This window comes from Membranihabitans maritimus (assembly GCF_021729145.1).
GTDB classification, from domain to species: domain Bacteria; phylum Bacteroidota; class Bacteroidia; order Chitinophagales; family Saprospiraceae; genus Membranihabitans; species Membranihabitans maritimus.
Genome location: NZ_JAJSLW010000004.1, coordinates 161344 through 183243 on the forward strand (window position 1 = coordinate 161344; position 21900 = coordinate 183243).

The window sequence follows — 21900 nt, forward strand, 5'->3', positions numbered from 1 at the left end:
AATATTTTAAAATGAGACTCAAGGTTGAATAAATGAAAAGTCATACCTCCAGCAGCTATGAGATATTCATTTTTCAGAATAAAAAATCTATTTCTGCAAAAAAAGCAAATAACATTTCAAAAACATTTTTTACATTTGGCCATCTCATATTTCGAAAATGCCTTTATGACATTAAAGAATATTGAATAACAATCAATCGAATTGAAAATGTCAAAAGATCAATCCGCCTCAACAAAAGAACAATTTATAGCTAAAAGATTATATTCCCTGGATGCCCTGAGGGGATTTGATATGTTTTGGATTATCGGTGCTGACAGTTTCTTTCATCGGTTAGCCAAAGTCACAGAGTCTCCGATCATTAATGGAATAGCTAATCAACTAACCCATCCCGATTGGAATGGATTTCATTTTTACGATCTGATTTTCCCCTTGTTTTTATTTATGGCCGGGGTATCAACTCCTTTTTCTGTGCAAAACAGGTTGAACAAGGGAAGTAGTCAAAAACAAATACTCAATCATATTATCAAACGGGGAATGATCCTGGTTCTTTTCGGTATTATTTACAACAATGGCCTGGAGATACAACCGCTGTCAGAAATACGGTTTGGTAGTGTACTGGGACGCATTGGCCTCGCCTATATGTTCGCAAATATTATTTATCTGTATGCCAATCGTAAAAGTCAATATTTATGGTTCGGAGGGTTATTGGCCGGATACTGGTTACTCCTCAAATTTACATCCGCACCTGGCTTCCCGGCTGGGGATCTTACCATGGAAGGCAATTTTGCATCCTATATAGATCGGTTGATAATGCCGGGAAGGTTGTACAAAGACATTCACGATCCCGAAGGCCTTTTTTCCACTATTCCCGCCATAGCTACGGGATTACTGGGAATTTTTGCAGGGATACTTCTCAGAAAACAAGATTTTTCCGGATTAGACAAAACCAAATGGCTCACTATAGCAGGGACAGCCAGCCTGGTCCTGGCTTTTTTATGGAATTTGGATTTCCCATTTAATAAAAATCTATGGACCAGTTCATTTGTTCTCCTTACTGGAGGAATCAGTCTATTACTACTCGCCCTGTTTTACTTCATTATTGATGTAAAAGGGTACCGAAAATGGGCATTTTTTTTCAGGGTAATCGGTATGAATTCCATCCTTATTTATATGTCCGGTCATTTTATTGACTGGCGGTATACTACAAACGCTTTTTTTCAATGGGCGGGACAACTGGCCGGGGAAACGTATAGCCTGGTCGTTATGGCCATTTGCTATTTAATGGTTAAATGGTTGGTTCTATATTACCTCTACAAAAAGAATATTTTCCTAAAAGTGTAAATTAAATCTTCTTTTTCAAAAGTTGCGCATTAATTGCTACGATCACAGTGCTCAAGCTCATTAGTACCGCACCAACCGCCGGGCTCAATACAACGCCTATGGAAGATAGTACGCCCGCAGCCAATGGTATGGCAATAATATTATAACCTGATGCCCAAACCAGATTTTGAATCATTTTACGATGAGTAGCCGTTCCGAACAAAATAAGGTTTTTAATATCCTGGGGATTACTTTCTACCAAAACAATATCCGCTGTTTCCGCTGCGACATCCGTACCCGACCCCACCGCTATTCCAATATCAGCCTGTGCCAATGCCGGCGCATCATTAACACCATCTCCTGTCATAGCGACAAACTCCCCATGCTCCTGTAAGTCTTTTATAATGGATTGTTTCCCATCGGGAAGGATCTCTGCATGATATCCATCCAGGTCCAATTCTTCACTGACCGCTTTAGCAACTTTTTCATTATCACCGGTAGCCATTACTACATTGATCCCCCTTTCTTTGAGTGTTTTCACCGCTTCGTATGACTCCTTTCTAATTTCATCCGCCAGGGCGATAAAGCCTATTAATTCTTCATTAAATAAAAGAAAGACTACTGTTTCCGCTTCACTTTTGAAAGAATCTTGAGGCAGTTCGATTCCAGCCTCATGCAAATAACCGGGCCCGGCCACTACAATTTTGTCTTCCCCCATACGTGCCTGTATTCCTTCCCCGGTAATATTTTTAAAATCTCGTATTTCCCTGTATTCTAATTGCCTATTCTCAGCTTCTTTTACTATTCCCCCGGCAATGGGATGCTCGGAATGACGTTCGATTGAAGCAGCTATACTTAAAATATCATCATCGCTATACCCTTTTGAAACCGATTGTATCCTGGTAACACCAAACACCCCTTTGGTCAGTGTACCCGTCTTATCGAATATGATAGTGCTAATTTTCCGGGCATTTTCAAAAGCTGTCCTGTTGCGAATCAACAATCCTTTCTGTGCCGATACCGACGTAGATATAGCTACTACCAACGGAACAGCAAGACCCAAAGCATGGGGACATGAAATGATCATCACCGTCACCATTCTCTCCAGTGAATATTCAAAATCCTCCCCTAAAGAAAGCCAAACAATCAAGGTCAATATACCTGATCCAAGGGCCAGGTAAAATAACCACCCAGCAGCTCGATTGGCCAGATTTTGTGTTCTGGATTTTGTTTTCTGGGCTTCCTCTACCATTCCCACTACCTTGGAAAGGTACGAATCCTTTCCCGTACGTGAAACAATAATTTCCAGAGATCCATAGTCGTTTACAGATCCCCCGATAACTTCATCACCTTCCTTTTTAGTCACAGGACGAGATTCCCCGGTCAGCATAGCTTCATTGACCTGGCTCTCCCCATCCGATACCCTGCCATCTGCCGGAATCTTTTCCCCGGGTTTGACTAAAATCACATCATCGATTTCCAGTTCCGATATCTTTACCTCCTCGGATTCACCGGCATCATTTATTCGATGGGCACTTGAGGGCATCATTTTGGCCAATTCCTGCAAAGCATTGGAAGCGCCCATTACAGATTTCATCTCAATCCAGTGGCCTAATAACATAATAACAATCAGACTGGCCAGTTCCCAAAAGAATATTTTACCTTCAAGTCCAAAAACAACGGCAGAGCTATAAAAGTATGCCACAGAAATAGCCAGGGCAATCAAAGTCATCATCCCGGGCTGACGGTCTTTTACTTCTGTTACCAATCCTTTTAAAAATGGCCATCCACCATAGAAAAACACTATGGATGAAAGGGCAAATTGGACATACCGATCCCCGGGAAATCGTAATTCATATCCCAGTAATTCTTGAATCATGGGCGCCAGAATGACGATCGGAATCATAATAATCAATGAAATCCAAAAGCGTCTTTTAAAATCCCGGATCATGTGTCCATGGTGATCCCCGTGATTATTTTGATGATTGGAATGGTTTTGATGTGAATGGTTTTGGTGATCTTCTTGATGATGGTGATGATTTTCCATAATTGAATGCTTATTTTATTCATTAAATGAAATGATGGTAAACCGGTAAAATTCGAGCCGGGATTATGTATATTGCATTATCCTCAATTTAACTTATATAAATTTATGGTCTAAACCTGAAAAAATGAAAGTACGTTCTGTCAATACCGGCCAACCTACCATAATAGAATGGCGTGGTAAAAATGTATCTACAGGTATCTATAAAATGCCAACTCCTTCTGCTATCTACCTTGGAATAACGGATGTAGAAAGTGACAGCGTTGTAGACCGTAAACACCACGGCGGCATTGACAAAGCCTGCTATCTCTATTCGACCGATCACTACCCTTACTGGAAACAATTATACCCTGACCTTCCCTGGAATTGGGGAATGTTCGGCGAAAATGTTTCCGTAGATGGCCTTAAAGAGTCTGACCTCAATATTGGTGATATTATCCGTGTAGGAAAAGCCGAAATCCAGATTTCAGAACCCAGGCAGCCCTGCTACAAACTCGGCGTCCGCTTCGGCAATCAAAGAGTAATCAAAGACTTTATCAACTTTGGACACTCTGGCACCTACGTACGAGTCTTGACTCCAGGATATGTCGAGCCGGGAGACACCCTGAAAATTATCCAAAAAGACTCCTACCGGATTAACCTGCAAACCGTCTTTCAGCAATTGTACCATGGTAATGATAAAAGCTTCATCGAAAAAGCCCTGAATCATCCCTACCTGGCCGAAAGCTGTAAAAGGGGATTGAAGCGAAAGCTTGAATAACCGTTGATTTATTTCAACAAGTGCGTATGGCAATTATAATAACAAATAATAATATTATTATACCCAACACAACCTTGTTGATCCAAATTTTCCACCACGGTTCCGGTTTCTCGTCCCCTGTTTTACAACATTCCTTCATGGCTTTTCTTTTTAAATACTACCTGATTTTCCACAACCCGCAGCTTCGGTCACCCCTTCGGATGCCATAGCTTTATGCAAAGGGCTTCCGGCCCCGAAGAACGGGGCAAACATCAGCCTTCATTCTTCTTATACTCCATCCCGCAAACAGGGCATTTTCCGGGCTTATCACTACCACTTCCTTCACAATGCATAGGACATACATAATCCGACGTATACTCAGGGCCGGATTTATCACCCTTTCCTTCTGTGGTATGTTCATGATTGTGACCGCTATGATCTTCATGCATTTCGGTATGTTCTTTATCCGTGGATTGATTTTCCGATGAACTATTACAAGAAGCGATAAATAACGCCAATACAGGCACTAAAATCATTACAAATACATTTTTCATAAATATAAATTTCAATTGTTTAATAAAATTTTTATTGCTTTAATTCTTTAATTGGTAAAAGACTATCGGTTGTTGAACCGCATTTCAGCATTTTTTCACCGAAATACGGATTTTCTATGTCTGGATGTAAACTCAACCAATTAGCCCCTTGATCATCGTCCGCCATTGGACAATGTTGGATATAAACGGTACCGGTTTCCGGGTTTCCAAAGGTCTTGATTTGTGCGATCAGGGTTTCGGACAATGGTTTGAGTATTGCCCTCCATTCTTCTATCGAATTGACTTGAGGCAACCGTTTGGCGCTGGCCTCCAATTCGGATCTGAATTCATTCCAAACTTCTCCCCACTGCTGGGAAATATCAGCCTCAGGCATCCTGTCTATTCCTGATATAATCGTCTCTATGGTTCCCGGAATATTATCTTTATCATCCGCCACCAGTTTATCTTTAAAATCAAGATATTGATCTATCACGTTATCTAAAGATTCGCGATGGCTTTTATCCAATTCTCCTGAAAAGTCAGGATGAATATTTTCCGGAACTTGATCACCTTTGACTTTTACGGATTGGTTAATCATGCTTCTCTGATTATTTAGTTGTGCAGAGGCATCCACGGCAAAAACACCGTTGGTCACCACCTGATCACCAGCCTGTAATCCGTTTTTCACTTGATATGAACTACCTACCACATCCCCTAATTCAATTTCCCGGTATTCAAAAGTGGGGATGGCTTGGGATTTGTCCCTGAGATAAACTACAGATGATCTACCGGTCCATAGAACTGCCGTTTTGGGAACATATAAGGATTCTTCGGACAATTTGTTTTTTGAACTTTGTAAAGTGCCTCGTATCAACATTTCCGGTTTTAACAATCCTCCGGAATTAATAACCTGCCCTCGAACTTTAACGGCCCTTGTTGCCGGATCCAAAACCGGGTCAATAAAGTCTACCCGGGTAGTAAATTCCTTCCCCGGCAATGCCTGTACTTTGAATCTGATCCTGTCCCCAACAGAAAACGAAGACAAGTTCTCTTCATATATATCAAATACAGCCCAAAGCGAACTCAGGTTATATATTTTAAATAAAACCTGGGAAGAAGAAATATAGTCACCCTCCTCAATATCTTTGGATAAAACATACCCACTTTCTTCGGCAATAATAGGTAAGGTTTCTATCACCACTCCTCTCGTTTCTACATTGTTAATAAATTCTTGAGATACTTTTAAAAATCTCAACTTATTACGAGCAACCTTTATCAGGTCAGGATTTACCTCTAATAGCTTCTTTGCTTCCAGCAATTCTTGTTGGGCTGTAATAATTTCAGGCGAATATACCTCGCCAATCACATTTCCCTTTTCCACATATTCTCCGGCAAATTTCACGTTCAGTTTTTCAATTCGCCCTGGAAAATGAGCGGTCTGAGAAAAAACCTTCCGCTCATCGACTTGTATTCTTCCATTTAAAAATAGTGGGTCAGCAGCATCACCAACGGATACAGAACTTCCTACTTGAGTGGTTTGAATATTGGCAAGCTCAACCGCAGATTGAGTCATTGTAAGCTGTAGGGGGTTATTCTTCACTGAACTATTTCCGCTGTCATCCACAGGAATGAGATCCATTTCGCAAATCGGACATTTGCCTGGTTCTGTTCTCCGGATCTGAGGATGCATAGAACAAGTCCATATAGTTTCCTCTTCTGAGACCAAGTGGCTATGAGTTTCCTTTTCGGATCTTCCGAAATGGCTGATTCCCCAACCCAGTATTCCCCCGGCAATAAATAAAATTCCAAATATTATATATTTCGTCTTCATCTGTTAAATATTTTTAATTACTGATCCACCGTTCAATTTCAGATTTTGCAATCTGAGAAAGAGCAATGGCATTTACTTGCTTCAATTGATAATCGATTATCTTATTTTCGTATAGAATTAGTTCGTCAAATTTATTGCCCTCAGCGCTGTATTGGGCCTCCAGCACTCTGAGTGTGCGTTTTATCACTTCAATCTGTTGAGCGTAAAATTTATAATTTTTATTCTGCACCAATACTTCTGTTTTGGCAGATGAAATGATTTCATTTACTTCATTTCGTTTATTTTCTTCATACAAATCGAAAGAAACCAATTTGGCCCGTTCCTGATTATCTTTGGCTTCGTAGTTCTTGTTAAAAATCGGTATACTGGCAGATACCATGGGCATAATTACATCCCTCCCATTATGTTGGGGATCAGCATCTGTTCGACGACCGATAGCTACGTAATCAATTCCTAAACCGAGAGTGGGATATCTCTCACTTTTATTTCTTTCAATTTTTGCCTCAGACACTTTTCGCTGTTGTTCAAAAATCATGAAGTCTGGGACAGACTCCAGATCATCTTCCGTGTGGGATTCAATCAAATGATCCTCCACGGTTGCAGAAAAATCACCAACAATAGAAATACTATCGCCCAGATCGCGTCCCAGGAGTTTATTCAGTTTATTTTGGATTTGCACTTTTTGTTGTTCAACAACATCAATTGAATTCTCTATTTCATTAATAAGCATTTGTACCTGAAATATATCCGAGCTACTTGTCTTTCCGTGTTCTGCCATTCTCAAAGTGAGATCGTAGCGGGATTCCAAAAGCGGCAATCGCTCTTCAATTACTTCCTTCTGACGTCTCAACTGCCAGGCCTGGATGTATAGCTTCTTAAACAGTAGCGCCAAATCTTCGCTAGCAATTTTACTTTCAAAATTTTTCAGCTCCGACTCCCTTCTTGCTACTTCCGCCCGATTCTCCAGCACTCCGTTCCAGGGAAACATTTGTGTAATTCCTACTTTCCACTGCTGGGGCCCTAATCTGGTCTCTACCGGCAAAGGAAATACACCAACTGATACTTGAGGATCCGGAAGATCACTAAATTGATCCGCTGTAAATTGGGATGAAGCATAGTCCTGGCGAATCGCCTCTAATCCCGGATTATTCGCTTCCAACATTGGCAAAAGACTATCGAGTTGCTGGGAAAACATTGGAAGGGGAAGCAGAATGTTAAAAAATATTATTTTAATAATTACTTTCATTTCCATCGATTTTAAGCTTTTACAAGTTTGGAATTGCGGAGTGACCAGCGGATATAAAAATTATACAGGACGGGAACAGTAAACATGGTAATAATTTGCCATACCATCCCGCCGAAGGAAGGAATCGCCATAGGCACCATAATATCAGAACCTCTTCCTGTACTGGATAACACCGGCAATAATGCAAGAATTGTTGTCGCAGTAGTCATCATCGCCGGCCGGACCCTACGGAGTCCCCCCTGTATTACTGATTCTTCTGCATCCTGATAGTTTTGAGGTTGATTTTGACGTATGCTGTTTTGGATAAAAGTCCCCATCAGTACCCCATCGTCTGTAGCAATACCAGCCAAAGCAAGAAAGCCCACCCAGACGGCGACAGAAAGATTAATTTCATGGATCTGGAATAGGTCCCTCATATTACTTCCGAACATATCAAAGTCCATAAACCAGGGTTGGCCATACAGCCAAATCATTATAAATCCCCCTGCAAAAGCTACAAAGACACCACTAAACACCATTGCCGTCACCGGAACCGATCTGAAATGGAAAAATAATACAAGGAAAATTACCAAAAGTGAAATCGGTAATACGAGTGTGAGTTTCTTATTGGCCCGGATCTGTTGTTGATAGTTCCCCGCAAAAGCATAGCTAATTCCAGCCGTACGTTCCAATTTTCCCTTTGCAATAGCCTCTTCGATAGCTGCCTGAGCATTTTCTACCACCTCTCCTTCAGCATATCCATCCTCTTTGTCAAATAATACATAGCCTACTAGAAAACCATCTTCGCTTTTTATGGATTGTGGTCCTTGTTCATATCTAATATCCGCTACATCACTCAAAGGAATTTCAGCACCTGAAGACGTCCGGATCAGAATCTGCTGGATCTGCTCAGGACTATTTCTCCAGCTTCTGGGAAGGCGCACTCTGATATTATATCGCTCTCTTCCTTCCACCGTTTGCGACATTTTCATACCCCCTATTCCAGCCTGAATATAATTCTGAACATCAGAGATTGTCAATCCATAACGAGCGATAGCCTGGCGATTGATATCAATCAGGAGGTAAGGTTTTCCTACAATTCGATCTGCAAAAACAGCGGATTCCTTGACCCCATCAACATCCTTTAGAATAGGTTCAAGGTTTCTTCCGAAATCTTCAATTTCATTGAGTTTATTCCCTCTAACTTTAATACCCATGGGCGCCCTCATCCCCGTCTGAAGCATGACCAAACGAGTCTCAATTGGCTGCAATTTGGGAGCTGATGTCACCCCTGGCAATTTGGTAACTTCTACAATTTCATTCCATATATCATCAGGACTATTAATATGGGCTCTCCAGTTCCGATAATACTGGCCATTGGGGTCTGGAATAAGTTCATCTTTAGTATTACGAATGAAGTGGCGCTGCTCATCAACTTTAAAGCGTATTCGATATCCCTTTTCATTAGTCTTGTACTCGGGTTCATAGAGGATCACATTTTCATACATGGACAGCGGTGCCGGATCCAAAGAACTATTTACTCGCCCTGCCTTACCTACTACACTTTTCACTTCCGGAATTGACGTCACAGCCATATCCAGTAATTGAAGGTTTTTCAAGTTTTCTTGCACTCCGCTGTGGGGCATAGAAGTAGGCATTAACAAAAAAGAACCTTCGTCTAAAGAAGGCATAAACTCTTTACCCGTATTCATCATTATACGCACACCCATAAAGATCATTCCAACGACCACGATCAGAAAAATCCATCTGACTTTGAACACAAATCTCAACAATCGTTCGTAGTACACCATAATACTATATAGAACTCCTACCAGGGCTCCTATGACTAGGGTAAGGAAAACCACATTCGCCAACAGTCCCTGCTCCACTCCCAACGGGATCCAATACTTTGCCAAGACTAATACTCCAATAAAACCGTAACCGACACTGAGTATGATCTTCCAAAAATGCTGCTTCCTTTGCGGGAGAAGACGTCTTCCTACTTCCACAATTAATAAGAGAAAAGCAACTAAAACGAGAACCCAGGCGATCATATTCTGGGAGAAGAAAAAACATCCGGCACCCATTATAAATAAACCAAGGGGAACGATAATCCGCGACCATTTATAATTACTCCTAAGAGAATATATCCAATAAGAAAATGTGGGTACGATAACAAGGGTAACAATGATAGATGCCATAAGGGCAAAAGTCTTCGTAAAGGCCAAAGGCCTGAACAACTTCCCTTCAGCAGCTTCCATAGCAAATACAGGTAAAAAGCTTATAATAGTAGTAGCCATTGCCGTAGTTATGGCGCCTGCTACTTCATGAGTAGCATGCCGGATGGAGTCCAACAGTTCTTCCTTTTCTCCAAACTCCTCCCTTCGATTTACTACACTCTCGACTACGACTATTCCCATATCCGCCATAGTTCCAATAGCAATAGCAATCCCCGACAAAGCAACTATATTGGCATCTACCCCAAAATACTTCATAGCTACAAAACACAATAATACCGAGATAGGAATACTAAGCGATACGATAATTGATGAGCGGATGTTAAAAAGGAGCAGAATTATCACAATTACGGATACCAACAATTCCAACCTCAAAGCCTCATCCAGCGTCCCTATCGTTTCATTGATCAATTCACTTCGGTCATAAAATGGAACTACAGTCACCTGACTAACCGTTCCATCTTCAAGGGTCTTACTCGGCAAGCCATTTGATATCTCCGCAATCTTTTCTTTAACGTTTCCGATTACAGCCATTGGGTTTGAACCATAGCGTGCTACCACAACTCCTCCTACAGCCTCACTTCCTGATTTATCCAGGATTCCCCTTCTCGTGGCAGGCCCAATGTTAACTTTTGCAACCTGAGAAACAGTAACGGGAATGGTCTCTGTCTCCTTTAGAACCGTCTGTTCGATATCTTCAATGGATTTGACATACCCCAATCCACGAATAAAATACTCGACATTATTTATTTCCAGGGTTTGTGCTCCTACATCACTATTCGTCTTTTTGAGCGCGTTCATTATATCTGTTATGGACACGCCATGTATTCTCATTGCTTCAGGATCCATATCTACCTGGTACTCCTTGACAAATCCCCCAACAGAAGCCACTTCCGCAACTCCCTGAGTTGCTGATAGCCCGTATTTTACATAAAAGTCCTGGATAGACCTTAATTCGTGCAAATCCCATCCTCCGGTCGGATTCCCTTCTCGGTCCCTACCTTCCAACGTATACCAAAAAATTTGTCCAAGAGCAGTAGCATCCGGCCCCAATGCAGGGGAAACTCCATCCGGTATTACTCCCTCAGGCAATGCATTAAGTTTTTCTAGTATTCGACTCCGTGACCAGTAAAATTCTACATCTTCTTCAAAAATGAGATAAATAGATGAAAGGCCAAACATAGAACTTGACCTTACACTTTTCACCCCGGGAACTCCTAATAAAGCACTGGTCAGGGGATACGTTATTTGATCCTCCACATCCTGAGGTGACCGTCCTGGCCACTCAGTAAAAACTATTTGTTGGTTTTCTCCCAGGTCGGGAATGGCATCGACCGGAACGGGATCCGAAGGAAGAAATGGAATTTTATAATCGAATGGGGAAGTAATTACACCCCATCCAACGAAAATAAAAAATAACAGTACCACTATTATCTTATTGTCCAAAAAGACATTAATAAATTTTTTGAGCATAGTTTAGATATACATTGTATAAAGAATAGTCAAAATTTCTCTTTGACAATTAGAAAACCCGTTGGTAAAAGATTACACTTTCAACCAAGGTTATTAAGAAATACCATGTATACGACTAGCAGAGGAAAGACTGATGCATAGGAAGATATACATCAGCAGGGGGTGGAGGATTCCAGTTTTTTATTACAAAATCGGGTGTGACCTGAACTGTCACAAGATCCTTTACAAAGAATAGAACTATGGAAACAAGAACATTGATATTAAGTTCCTTGTATTCTGCAGGATGAAAATTCTGATCAATATCTACTTTAATCAGTTCAGTCTTATTGTCACAGCAGTTCTTCCGGTCTTCTTTATCTTGAGCGGAATGCATGGGACAGGTTGTCTTCTGTTGTTCATGACAATTTTCAGCCTTTAGGAAAAAGGACACGGATTTGAGTTCATCATTACAAAAATGCTTATCCAGTACAAAGCTCATAGAGCTAAGTAATACTGCAATCAAAAGCATAATATGTAATAAATTTTTCATCGTAAATTCTAAATATACAAAATTACTAAAAATATTCGATCAATAATCGTTCCATTATTTCATTTGTTATTTTTAAAATTTAATTAACGATATACACCAAATTTATGGCTCATTTGAATGTATTAATTCTATAAAATTCAATGAATTTATGGATTCACACTCCAATAATTGAACAAAATGGCTTATTACAACCGTAATCTATCAACTTGCGGAACTCTTACATCATAAAAAACCCAGATTATTTACGGTCCCTGACGTGTAGACAAAACCACACGGCCTACGAATTATTTACAGGAAACTTCATTAGAATAGTAATTGGGCAGCGGGGATAGGGTCCGGCAAGACTATTGTTTGACTCCCAGGATCACCAGCGATTGAAAGAATATGTTCAGGGGTACAAACTCCTTACCATCTATGAAACTCAACGGATTGGCAATATTGGATGGGGTTGACACTTTTAATAGACCATCAAACCAACTAATACATTATTGCGACCGACTCTTTTTCATTCCACTTATCACTAGGTTTGGGCGAGTCCTTGACCTGCAGAAGAAGAACTATTACACTTTACCCTCTTTCCCTAATGGGATTGAGGAATCATTATAATAAATTTGAACTAAAAAAACAGGAAGAAGATTTCTTACGTTTTGGTTCGTACCCCGAAGTCTTAACTACCAGGCAACTAATGAGAAAATCTTCCTTCTCAATAAACTTACAGATTCATATCTTCTCAAAGATATTTTGAAACTGGATAATAGCAGGGGAGCACAGCGACAAGTAATTTTATAAGAATGACTTGCATTTCAGGTTGATAACGAAGTTTCTTTAAATGAATAAGCCACTCAGGTAAATTTAGATGCTAAAACCTTGGGACGTTATCTCGATTTACTTGAAAAAAGATTTGTCATTAATAGGATCGGAGATTTTAGTAGAAATCTCAGAAAAGAAAGTACTACCAAAACTAAATATTATTCTCTTGATACAAGTGTCTGAAATGCGCAAATCAACCTGTTTATAACCCAACTGACCGATCTCAATGAGATAAGAGCATTGTTTGAAAATTTTATAGTAATGGAATTTGTGAAAATGAATGCATACAAGGGGAAATATGCAGAACTTTACTTTTGGAGAACGCATAGCGGGGAAGAAGTAGACCGGGTATAAGATCACACTTTACCTTCAAAACTTACTGATTATGAAATGGAATGAAAAGATTAAAAACTAACATTCCCAAGTCCTGGAAATCCAATTGTACACACTCAGAATTTACGGTCATTAACCGAGAAAATTATCTCCATTTTTACTATGATTCCATCAAATCCGGCACTATTTTCGGTTTTAATCTTTTCCTTACCTCCCTATTGAGAAAGTATCCTGTCACTATGGTTGAGAGTACATCAGCAATGGGGAAGGACATCCACACACCAAGCTCACCATAGAACCTGGGCAAAATTAACACCAACGGAATAAAACAAAATCCCTGCCGGGATAATGTAAGGAAGAATGCCGGTACCGCTTTGCCTACAGCCTGGAAATAAGCCGATCCAATTAATTGCACAGCTATAACCGGGGTTGCCGCAAAGACCCAACGCATAGCGCCGGGAGTACCTTTTACCACGAAATCATCTTCTGTGAATACACTTACAATAGCTTCCGGAAAAATCATTATTAATGTAAAAACACCTAAAGCCAGTACAGCTGCATATTTGATTGCTACATTTATACTTTCGATCACACGACCATATTTACCCGCACCGTAATTAAATCCCGCTACAGGCAAAAACCCCTGGGTAACACCAAGTACAGGAAATAATGCAAACATCAACATCCTTCCAATAATAGCATATATAGTCACTGAAGCCTCTCCACCAATATTAAAAAGTATATTATTGACGAATAAATAAGTTATACTCACTACAGCCTGGCGTGCCAGGGTCACAAAACCCAGGGATGAAATTTCCTTAACTATACCCCAACTCAATCGAAGGTAACTCCAATTTAATTTCAATTCCGATTTTCCCGAAGTAAAAAACCAGACTATATACATAAAGCAAAGCACGTATGATCCTGTAGTCGCCCATGCAGCGCCATACATTCCCATATCCAGAATGTTTATAAAAACAACATCCAAAATAAGATTGCCAATGGAAGGGATCAACATGGCATACATTCCATAAGTAGGTTTCCCTTCTGCCCTTATTACATTATTCCCCATCATGCACATTGCCAAAACAGGCACACCATATAAGACAATCTTGAAATATATTTTGGCAGGTTCAAAGATTTCACCTTTTCCACCAAACCCGGGAACAATCAAATCCACATAACTCAAACCTAATAATACTACGACAATAGTAATAAAAGAAGTAAGGGTAATTTGGTTTCCAAAGGTAATGTTAGCCTTCCCCGGGTCCCCTTTTCCAAGAGCCCTTGAAATTATAGATGCCCCACCAATTCCAATAGCCATTCCCAATGCCGAAATAAAAAAAGAAGCCGGAAGGACAACATTGATTGCAGCTATGGCAGTAGGACCTATCCAATTACCAACAAATATGGTATCAACCAGGATATTCAGTGACATTACAAGTATTCCTATCGAAGCAGGTACTGCTTGCTTAATAAGTACTTTTCCAATTGATTCACTTCCCAGATCCCTGGAAGATATATTAGCCATAAGACAAAGCTACAAACTTTTGATCATGCCTCACTTTCGAAAATAAATAATAAATAAACTTTTTCAGAGAGGACTCCCTTTGTTAAAATAAGGCCCTGAAACAAACCAGGGCCTTAATTGCATGAAACGTTTATCCGGGTACGAACGAACCCGTAAAAACTAAATTTTATAACGTATATCTGAGAGACGCCGAAAACCGTCTTGGCATTTGTGGATTGATCGTTGACCACCCTTTGTAATATTCCTTATTGGCCAGATTATCTAATTTTAGAGTAACTTCAAAATCTTCGTGGTTGTAAAACAATGACGCATTCAGCACAGTATATGACGGAACAATAAAACGGCCTATGGCTTCGCTATCCATTACCAACAGCTCACTGGCACTATTGGCACCAAAGCCCACCCCAAAATTTCTTAGGGCGTTATTTTGAAAACGGTAGGTAGCCCAGGCATTAAATAAATTTTTGGGTCCCGCTTCACCGGGTCTTTTTCCTTCTTCCTCAAAAGTACTGCTCTCTGGTCCTTCTATCACTTCACTTTGATTGTATCCATAGCCCATAATCAAATTAAGCCCCGGGAAGGGATTGGCGACCAGATCCACCTCAAATCCACGACTTTCAACTTCACCTCCCTGGATAGAATTGTTAGGGTTGGAAGGGTCCATCAACACTTTATTAAAAACATTAATGTTATAATAACTAATAGTAGAGGTTAAAATATCCGCAAATAAATGTGTTTTCATACCGACCTCCCACTGATTTGCCTGTTCCGGGGTGAATGTTTTGACCCGGGGATTGTTACCATCTACATCCGCGACTTGCCTTGGGGCCACATTATTAAACCCGTTTTGGTAATTAGCGAATAGTGATAATTGATTCAAGACCTGTTGGTATATAACACCAAACTTAGGGGATAATGCTGTTTGGCTAAAACCATCCCCCGCTGTTATTGTACTACCTTCATTTATGAAATGATCAACACGTAAACTTGCCATTACCGACAAAGATGGCGTAATATTGATCACATCCGACAAATATGCACTGTAGATCTCTTCCCTTGTATTGCTTAGATTCCTCGAAGCATTTTCTAATAATCCATCAATGGATTGTCGCGAAAGGTATCGAGGTGCCAGGGTGTCACCTGTATAATAGTTTATATAATTGACCTCTCCCTGCGGTGTTACATTATGTACCCAGACATATCCGGAGCTATTGGTAATGGAATTACGGTTAAAATAGTCAAGTCCAATAACCATTCGATTTCGAAAAGTTCCAATATTAAAATCGCCGATTAAATTCTGCTGGATATCCGTAGATAACGTATTGGCATTTTGATCACTTAAATATAATTCGAAATCACCCGTTGTCAAAGCGGCATCCCATAAATAGGTATAATAGCCTGAAGACTGGGCAGAACCCCGGGATACCACTGTTTGAGAAGTCCAGGAGTCCGATAATTTGTAACTCATTTTGGCATTTAGATTATATCTGGGATTGCGGATGGATATTTCATTACTCGTCAGTGAAAGCTTAGGGTTATAATTTAATTCCTCCATGTTGTCATATTCCAATGGGCTGGACCGATTCAGGAAAAGCATCGTTTGATTCGTCCCTTCACTACTCAAAAATTCACCACTAACCAGAAATGATAACTTCTCATTCACCGTGTAAGCTAACGTAGGAGCAACAAAAAAGGATTTCTTAAAGCCCGCATCCTGAAAACTGGTTTCAGAATGAAAAGCGGTGTTGACTCTAAGTACTATTTCCTTATTTTCGCCCAAGGGAGTATTAACATCCGCAGTGATTCGATTAAGTCCAAAACTCCCCATCGTAAAACTCGCCTCGCCCCCGAAGCCTTTATACGGTTTTTTGGTTACGGTATTAATCAAACCACCGTACGAAACCAAACTACTTCCAAACAATGTCCCTGATGGTCCTTTCAGAACCTCTATCCTTTCAATATTTGCCGGGTCCAAGCTTCCATTTGTCAATCCCGGAAGTCCATTCACAAGGGTAGGTTGGATTGAAAATCCCCGCATAGAAAAATAACCCGCACCATCACCTCCTCTTCCCGTTGACTCCCATAATTTGGAAACGCCGGGAGCGTTTTTTAAAGCATCATCAAAATTAGTTACATTTTGTTCTTTCAGTAACTGCTCCGTAACCGTACTATATGCTTGTGGGTTCTCTATATTTTTCAGTGGCATCTTCGCCACATAATCAGATTCTTCTCTGCTATAACGAGTTCCCCGATTATCTCTTACCACAACTTGCTCTATGGAAAGCGAAGTAGGCTCTAGGATAAAATCCACATCCGTATTTCCCGAAGCTTCTACAATAACCTTTTTTTCCACGGTCATCATCCCAATATAACTGACTTTCAATGTGAATTCTCCGGCCTCTATATTATCGAATTTAAATTCTCCAAAGTTATCTGAAATTGTACCGGACTGTTCTTCAATTAAGAGAATAGAAGCCTGTACTATCGGCTTACCGTTATTACGCAATACTGTTCCTCTAATACTGCCCGATTGGGCCATTGTCGACAAAACAAAAAAAACAGAAAAAAAAATGGTAAAAAAATATCTCATCTTCTATTATTTAAAATTAGTCTTAATAAATTTAAGACAAATGTAATGGCTGCTCTTTTTTTATCAAAACTTTCATTAAGATTTTTTGAATAAAAGTTGGGCATTTCCAATGCATCTTTATTCTATCCGGTGCATTATTCCCTTCTATACCGTATTCACATATCCATTGAAACAGTATAATTGGAACAAAAAGGCTATTAATTTTTAGGACCGGTGAAATTTGGCCAACGGTAAACTTTAAGTTTTTTTTACACAAAAAAGTGTGTACGAACAACACTCCACACAATCCACTAATTACACATAACAAATTTTATTATGTATAGACTTATTGTAAAATAGAATTTTACATAATAAAATATTTTTTGGAGTTTTATGTTTTAAGAAGTGTGTACTATAAAACAACATCACACAATAGTATTTTTCGGTTGCATTGTATCATTCACAAAAATCAAATTCAAATAGTTCATGTGCGGGATTATAGCATACATCGGCCATCGGGATGCCACTCCATTAGTATTGAACGGCCTCAAAAGGCTGGAATACAGAGGATATGATAGCTCAGGAATCGCTGTCCTGAATGGAAACCTACAATTATTGAAACGTAAAGGGAAAATAAAAGATCTTGAATTAGCTCTTGAGGGCACTCATATGCCAGGCAAGGTTTCCATCGGACACACTCGTTGGGCCACACATGGTGAGCCGAACGACATCAATGCCCATCCCCACATTAGTTCAGACGGGAAAATTGCCATGGTACACAACGGTATTATTGAAAACTACGACGTAATACGAAAAGAATTGCTTACAAAAGGGTATACGTTGGAAAGCGAAACAGATACGGAAGTTTTATTGAAATTTATTGAAAGTATAAAGCAGGAAAACCATTTTGACCTGGAAGAAGCTGTGCGAATAGCATTAAAATGGGTTGTCGGTACTTATGTCATTGTTCTAATTGACCAGGAAAGGCCCAACACTTTGATAGCAGCACGCAAAGGAAGTCCCCTTGTGGTAGGTATAGGGGATGATGAATATTTTATGGCTTCAGATGCACTTCCTATAGTAGACCATACACGAGATGTAGTATATATCAACGATTATGAACTAGTAATTATCGAAGAAGGAGAATTAATCCTAAAAAATCTTGGAAATGAACGAAAGACGCCGTTAATTGAAAAACTTGACCTGGAAATTGCAGCTATTGAAAAGGGAGGGTATGAACATTTTATGCTTAAAGAAATTTATCAGCAACCCGACACAATTCGCGACTGTTTCCGAGGCAGAATTACTGAAGAAAGCAGTTCTATACAAATTAGGGGAATAGAAGACCATCTGGATAAATTTGTATCTGCCCGCCGAATCATTATGATTGGTTGCGGTACTTCATGGCACGCTTCACTTGTAGCAGAATATATTTTTGAAGACTTATGCCGCATTCCCGTAGAAGTGGATTATGCATCGGAGTTCAGATATAGAAACCCAATTCTAGATTCCAATGATATCATTTTTGCCATTTCCCAAAGTGGAGAAACGGCAGATACTATAGTAGCCCTTGAGAAAGCAAAAGAGCAAAATGCATTTTTATTTGGCATTGTCAATGTCGTAGGTTCTTCCATTTCCCGGATTACCCATGCCGGCACCTATACGCACTCCGGACCAGAAATTGGCGTAGCAAGTACAAAGGCATTTACAGGTCAACTTGCCGTTCTATATATGATCGCCTTGAAGGTGGGATTAGAAAAACAATTACTGTCTCAGAAAAAATACTCAGAACTGCTATCCCAACTTCAGTCTGTCCCGAAAAAGATAGAGACAATCTTCGAGACACAAATCAACAATATTTCTTCAATTGCTGAAAAATATTGCCAGTCTCAGAATTGCCTGTACCTCGGAAGAGGATACCAATTTCCCATAGCACTTGAAGGAGCTCTTAAATTAAAAGAAATTTCATACATACACGCCGAAGGGTATCCCGCCGCAGAAATGAAGCATGGTCCCATTGCTCTGATAGAGGACAATGTTCCGGTAATTTTTATTGCCTTGAAAAATGATGAATGCTATGAAAAAATAATGAGTAATATCCAGGAAATTAAAGCAAGAAGAGGTAAGGTAATTGGAATTATTACAGAAGGAGATTCGCGTACCAAAAAAATATTGGATGAATACATCGAAATTCCCGAATGTGACCCGGTAATCAGTCCCTTACTTACGGTAGTCCCTTTGCAATTTCTCGCCTACTATATGGGCACTAAAAAAGGAATTGACGTAGACAAACCAAGGAACCTGGCTAAATCTGTAACAGTCGAATAAAATTTATCATGTATGCATACGATCCGAAAAAAACCAATTCATCAATTAGGTTATGATTTTGTTAAGAAAAAAGGAACTAATGGAAAAAATGATGAATACCATATTCGAAATATACAAAATAAACGGATCCATTCTTATAGGAACCTAACTGCCAAAGAGATAGAAACACTCGTGCATAACAGGAATACAGCAGACGATTGGAATAATATCAGAGTATCTGAAATATTTAATCCCAACCTGGTAGTAAATTGCCATTTTTTTGGACTAGTACGTATTGGGAACCTTGAACCATACGCACTGGAACACCACAATCTACTTATGCCTGTAGGCATCTACAACAGTACAATTATCAGTTGCGATTTTGGAAATAATATAGTTGTCGAAAATGTAAACTATATGTCCCACTATATTGTAGAGGATGAAGCAATGTTAGTCAACATCAATGAATTAGTCACCACGCCTTCAGCCAAATTTGGTAATGGAATGATCAAAAAAGGGGAGGGTGAATCCAAGCGAATATTTATTGAACTCTGCAACGAAAATGGAGGACGGAGTATCATTCCATTTGAAGGAATTCTACCTGGAGATGCATATTTATGGTCGCGTTACCGCTCTGATAAAAAACTTCAGTCTCGTTTAGTAGAGTTTACTGATAAAAGATTTGACCCTACACCCGGATATTATGGCACAATAGGTTCTCATACCGTGATAAAGAACACAAAAATGATCAAAGATGCTAAAATCGGATCAAGTGTCTATATTAAGGGGGCCAATAAAATCAAAAACATAACCATTCGCTCCAGCGCAGAAGCTCCTTCTCAAATCGGTGAAGGGTGTGAACTTGTCAATGGAATTATCGGTTTTGGTTGTCGGATATTTTATGGCGTCAAAGCCGTTAGGTTTATAATGGCGTCTCATTCGCAATTAAAATATGGGGCCCGCCTTATCAATTCCTTTCTCGGAAACAATGCCACCATTTCATGCTGTGAAGTTTTGAATTCTTTGATCTTTCCGGGACATGAACAACATCACAATAATTCATTCCTGTGTGCATCACTGGTAAAAGGTCAGAGTAACATGGCCGCCGGTGCTACCATCGGCTCCAACCACAATTCCCGTGCGGCAGATGGAGAACTCATAGCGGGAAGGGGATTTTGGCCGGGATTGTGCGTAAGCCTCAAACACAATTCCAATTTCGCCTCATTTGTTCTCGTTGCCAAAGGTAATTACCCAGCCGAACTCAATATTACCATTCCGTTTTCACTGGTATCCAATGATGAAAAAAATAATCGATTGGTAATTATGCCGGCCTACTGGTTTATCCACAATATGTATGCATTGGCGAGAAATTGTCAAAAGTCTTATGCAAGAGACCAGCGTTTGAAGAAACGACAAATGCTTCACTATCAATTCCTGGAACCAGACAGTGTATCGGAAATGGTATGCGCCATAAGGGATTTCGAATATTGGGCAGGAAAAATATTTAGCAACCAGTCTCAAAATATCGATTCCATCAGGGCAGAAGGAAGAAGAATTCTGTCTCATCATCCGGAGGTTATTCAAGGACAAGAAGTACTGTCATTCGGCCTGGAAAACAGTACTCGCCCAGTGGTGATCCGAAAAATATATGAAGCATATCATATTTTTAAAAAATTGATCAGGTATAATGTCGTTGTATCTGCACTGAATTTTTTGAACATCCAGAATAAAAAATCAATTGAGCAATTACATAATACACTAAGTGATTCATTTCCTCTCGAAAAGTGGGAAAATATTGGGGGCCAACTCATCCCTCAGACTTCCATAAACAGGTTGAAAAAGGATATTATATCCGGAACAATTAACACATGGGATAATATTCACCAATTCTACACAATGGAGGCAAAAAATTATCCTAAAAACCGATTGATCCATGCTGTAGCAGCCTATGAAAAAGTTTTTCATATCACTTTAAAAGGCCATCCGGAAAAATGGCAGGAGCTATTGGAGGAAAGTATCGATACCAAAAAATGGATCAATCAATCCATATATGAATCGCGTGCCAAGGATTACAACAACTCATTCCGTTCATTAACTTTCGAATCTAAAGAAGAAATGGAAGTAGTTACAGGAAAATTAGAAGAAAACGCATTCATTCTCGAAAGTCAGGAAGAATGCAATCACTTTATAAAAGAGGTGGGGCTGTGTCTGGAGATGTGGAAAGAGGTGGGAGTTTGAAAGCCTGTAAATACATCTATATTTTAACAATTTCCGTAAAATTTTATATATTTCTTAATATTCAGTGACGGGCAAAAATCTCTTTTTCAAAAATAAGGAAATGGTCAACTCTGTTAATCTTGAAGAGATTGAATTCTATTGTATAGATCTCGATCCATAAAGTCAAATATTCATACAAGGA

The 21900-nt window shown here is 39.7% G+C and carries 13 protein-coding genes and 1 pseudogene; 6 read left to right on the forward strand and 8 right to left on the reverse strand.

Annotated elements, in window-relative coordinates:
* The first annotated feature begins 207 nt into the window (after positions 1 to 207).
* On the forward strand, positions 208 to 1341 hold the full coding sequence (locus tag LVD47_RS05975) for an acyltransferase family protein (RefSeq protein ID WP_236974649.1): 1134 nt from the start codon (positions 208 to 210) through the stop codon (positions 1339 to 1341).
* A 1-nt stretch (position 1342) separates the two neighbouring features.
* Here LVD47_RS05975 and LVD47_RS05980 read toward each other — a convergent pair whose 3' ends face one another.
* Positions 1343 to 3367, reverse strand: coding sequence for a copper-translocating P-type ATPase (locus LVD47_RS05980; RefSeq protein WP_236974650.1), 2025 nt, complete (start codon positions 3365 to 3367; stop codon positions 1343 to 1345).
* Between the two features lie 124 nt (positions 3368 to 3491).
* Between LVD47_RS05980 and LVD47_RS05985 the strand changes: the two genes are divergently transcribed.
* Positions 3492 to 4124, forward strand: a complete 633-nt coding sequence (locus LVD47_RS05985) for an MOSC domain-containing protein (RefSeq protein ID WP_236974651.1) — start codon at positions 3492 to 3494, stop codon at positions 4122 to 4124.
* 251 nt (positions 4125 to 4375) lie between these two features.
* On the opposite strand, the gene LVD47_RS05990 is transcribed toward LVD47_RS05985, so the two are convergent.
* The 5 genes from LVD47_RS05990 to LVD47_RS06010 all read right to left on the reverse strand — a co-directional run bounded on the left by LVD47_RS05990 (position 4376) and on the right by LVD47_RS06010 (position 11931).
* The gene (locus LVD47_RS05990; RefSeq protein WP_236974652.1) at positions 4376 to 4657 is read right to left on the reverse strand and encodes a heavy metal-binding domain-containing protein; all 282 of its coding nucleotides are present in this window, start codon (positions 4655 to 4657) and stop codon (positions 4376 to 4378) included.
* A gap of 31 nt (positions 4658 to 4688) precedes the next feature.
* Complete coding sequence (locus LVD47_RS05995) at positions 4689 to 6467, reverse strand: efflux RND transporter periplasmic adaptor subunit (protein WP_236974653.1); 1779 nt, start codon at positions 6465 to 6467, stop codon at positions 4689 to 4691.
* A gap of 13 nt (positions 6468 to 6480) precedes the next feature.
* Positions 6481 to 7713, reverse strand: coding sequence for a TolC family protein (locus LVD47_RS06000; RefSeq protein ID WP_236974654.1), 1233 nt, complete (start codon positions 7711 to 7713; stop codon positions 6481 to 6483).
* Positions 7714 to 7724: 11 nt separating this feature from the next.
* On the reverse strand, positions 7725 to 11402 hold the full coding sequence (locus LVD47_RS06005) for an efflux RND transporter permease subunit (RefSeq protein ID WP_236974655.1): 3678 nt from the start codon (positions 11400 to 11402) through the stop codon (positions 7725 to 7727).
* Between the two features lie 115 nt (positions 11403 to 11517).
* Positions 11518 to 11931 carry an HYC_CC_PP family protein gene (locus LVD47_RS06010; protein ID WP_236974656.1) on the reverse strand — a complete coding sequence of 138 codons (414 nt, stop codon included), beginning with the start codon at positions 11929 to 11931 and terminating at the stop codon, positions 11518 to 11520.
* Between the two features lie 855 nt (positions 11932 to 12786).
* On the opposite strand from LVD47_RS06010, the pseudogene LVD47_RS24385 reads away from it, so the two are divergent.
* Positions 12787 to 12924, forward strand: a pseudogene (locus LVD47_RS24385) (DUF8612 domain-containing protein); the annotation flags it as partial.
* A 57-nt stretch (positions 12925 to 12981) separates the two neighbouring features.
* Complete coding sequence (locus LVD47_RS24390; RefSeq protein WP_255785033.1) at positions 12982 to 13095, forward strand: DUF4143 domain-containing protein; 114 nt, start codon at positions 12982 to 12984, stop codon at positions 13093 to 13095.
* A gap of 139 nt (positions 13096 to 13234) precedes the next feature.
* On the opposite strand, the gene LVD47_RS06020 is transcribed toward LVD47_RS24390, so the two are convergent.
* Both LVD47_RS06020 and LVD47_RS06025 read right to left on the reverse strand, forming a co-directional pair.
* The gene (locus tag LVD47_RS06020) at positions 13235 to 14605 is read right to left on the reverse strand and encodes an MATE family efflux transporter (RefSeq protein ID WP_236974658.1); all 1371 of its coding nucleotides are present in this window, start codon (positions 14603 to 14605) and stop codon (positions 13235 to 13237) included.
* Positions 14606 to 14771: 166 nt separating this feature from the next.
* Positions 14772 to 17195 (reverse strand): TonB-dependent receptor, encoded by a 2424-nt coding sequence (locus LVD47_RS06025; protein WP_236974659.1) that lies wholly within the window; start codon positions 17193 to 17195, stop codon positions 14772 to 14774.
* A 465-nt stretch (positions 17196 to 17660) separates the two neighbouring features.
* On the opposite strand from LVD47_RS06025, the gene glmS reads away from it, so the two are divergent.
* Entirely contained in the window at positions 17661 to 19502 is a 1842-nt protein-coding gene (glmS, locus tag LVD47_RS06030; protein ID WP_236974660.1) for a glutamine--fructose-6-phosphate transaminase (isomerizing), read from the forward strand.
* A 12-nt stretch (positions 19503 to 19514) separates the two neighbouring features.
* A complete protein-coding gene (locus LVD47_RS06035; RefSeq protein WP_236974661.1) occupies positions 19515 to 21719 on the forward strand; it encodes a DUF4954 family protein in 2205 nt (734 codons plus the stop codon).
* Positions 21720 to 21900: the final 181 nt, after the last annotated feature.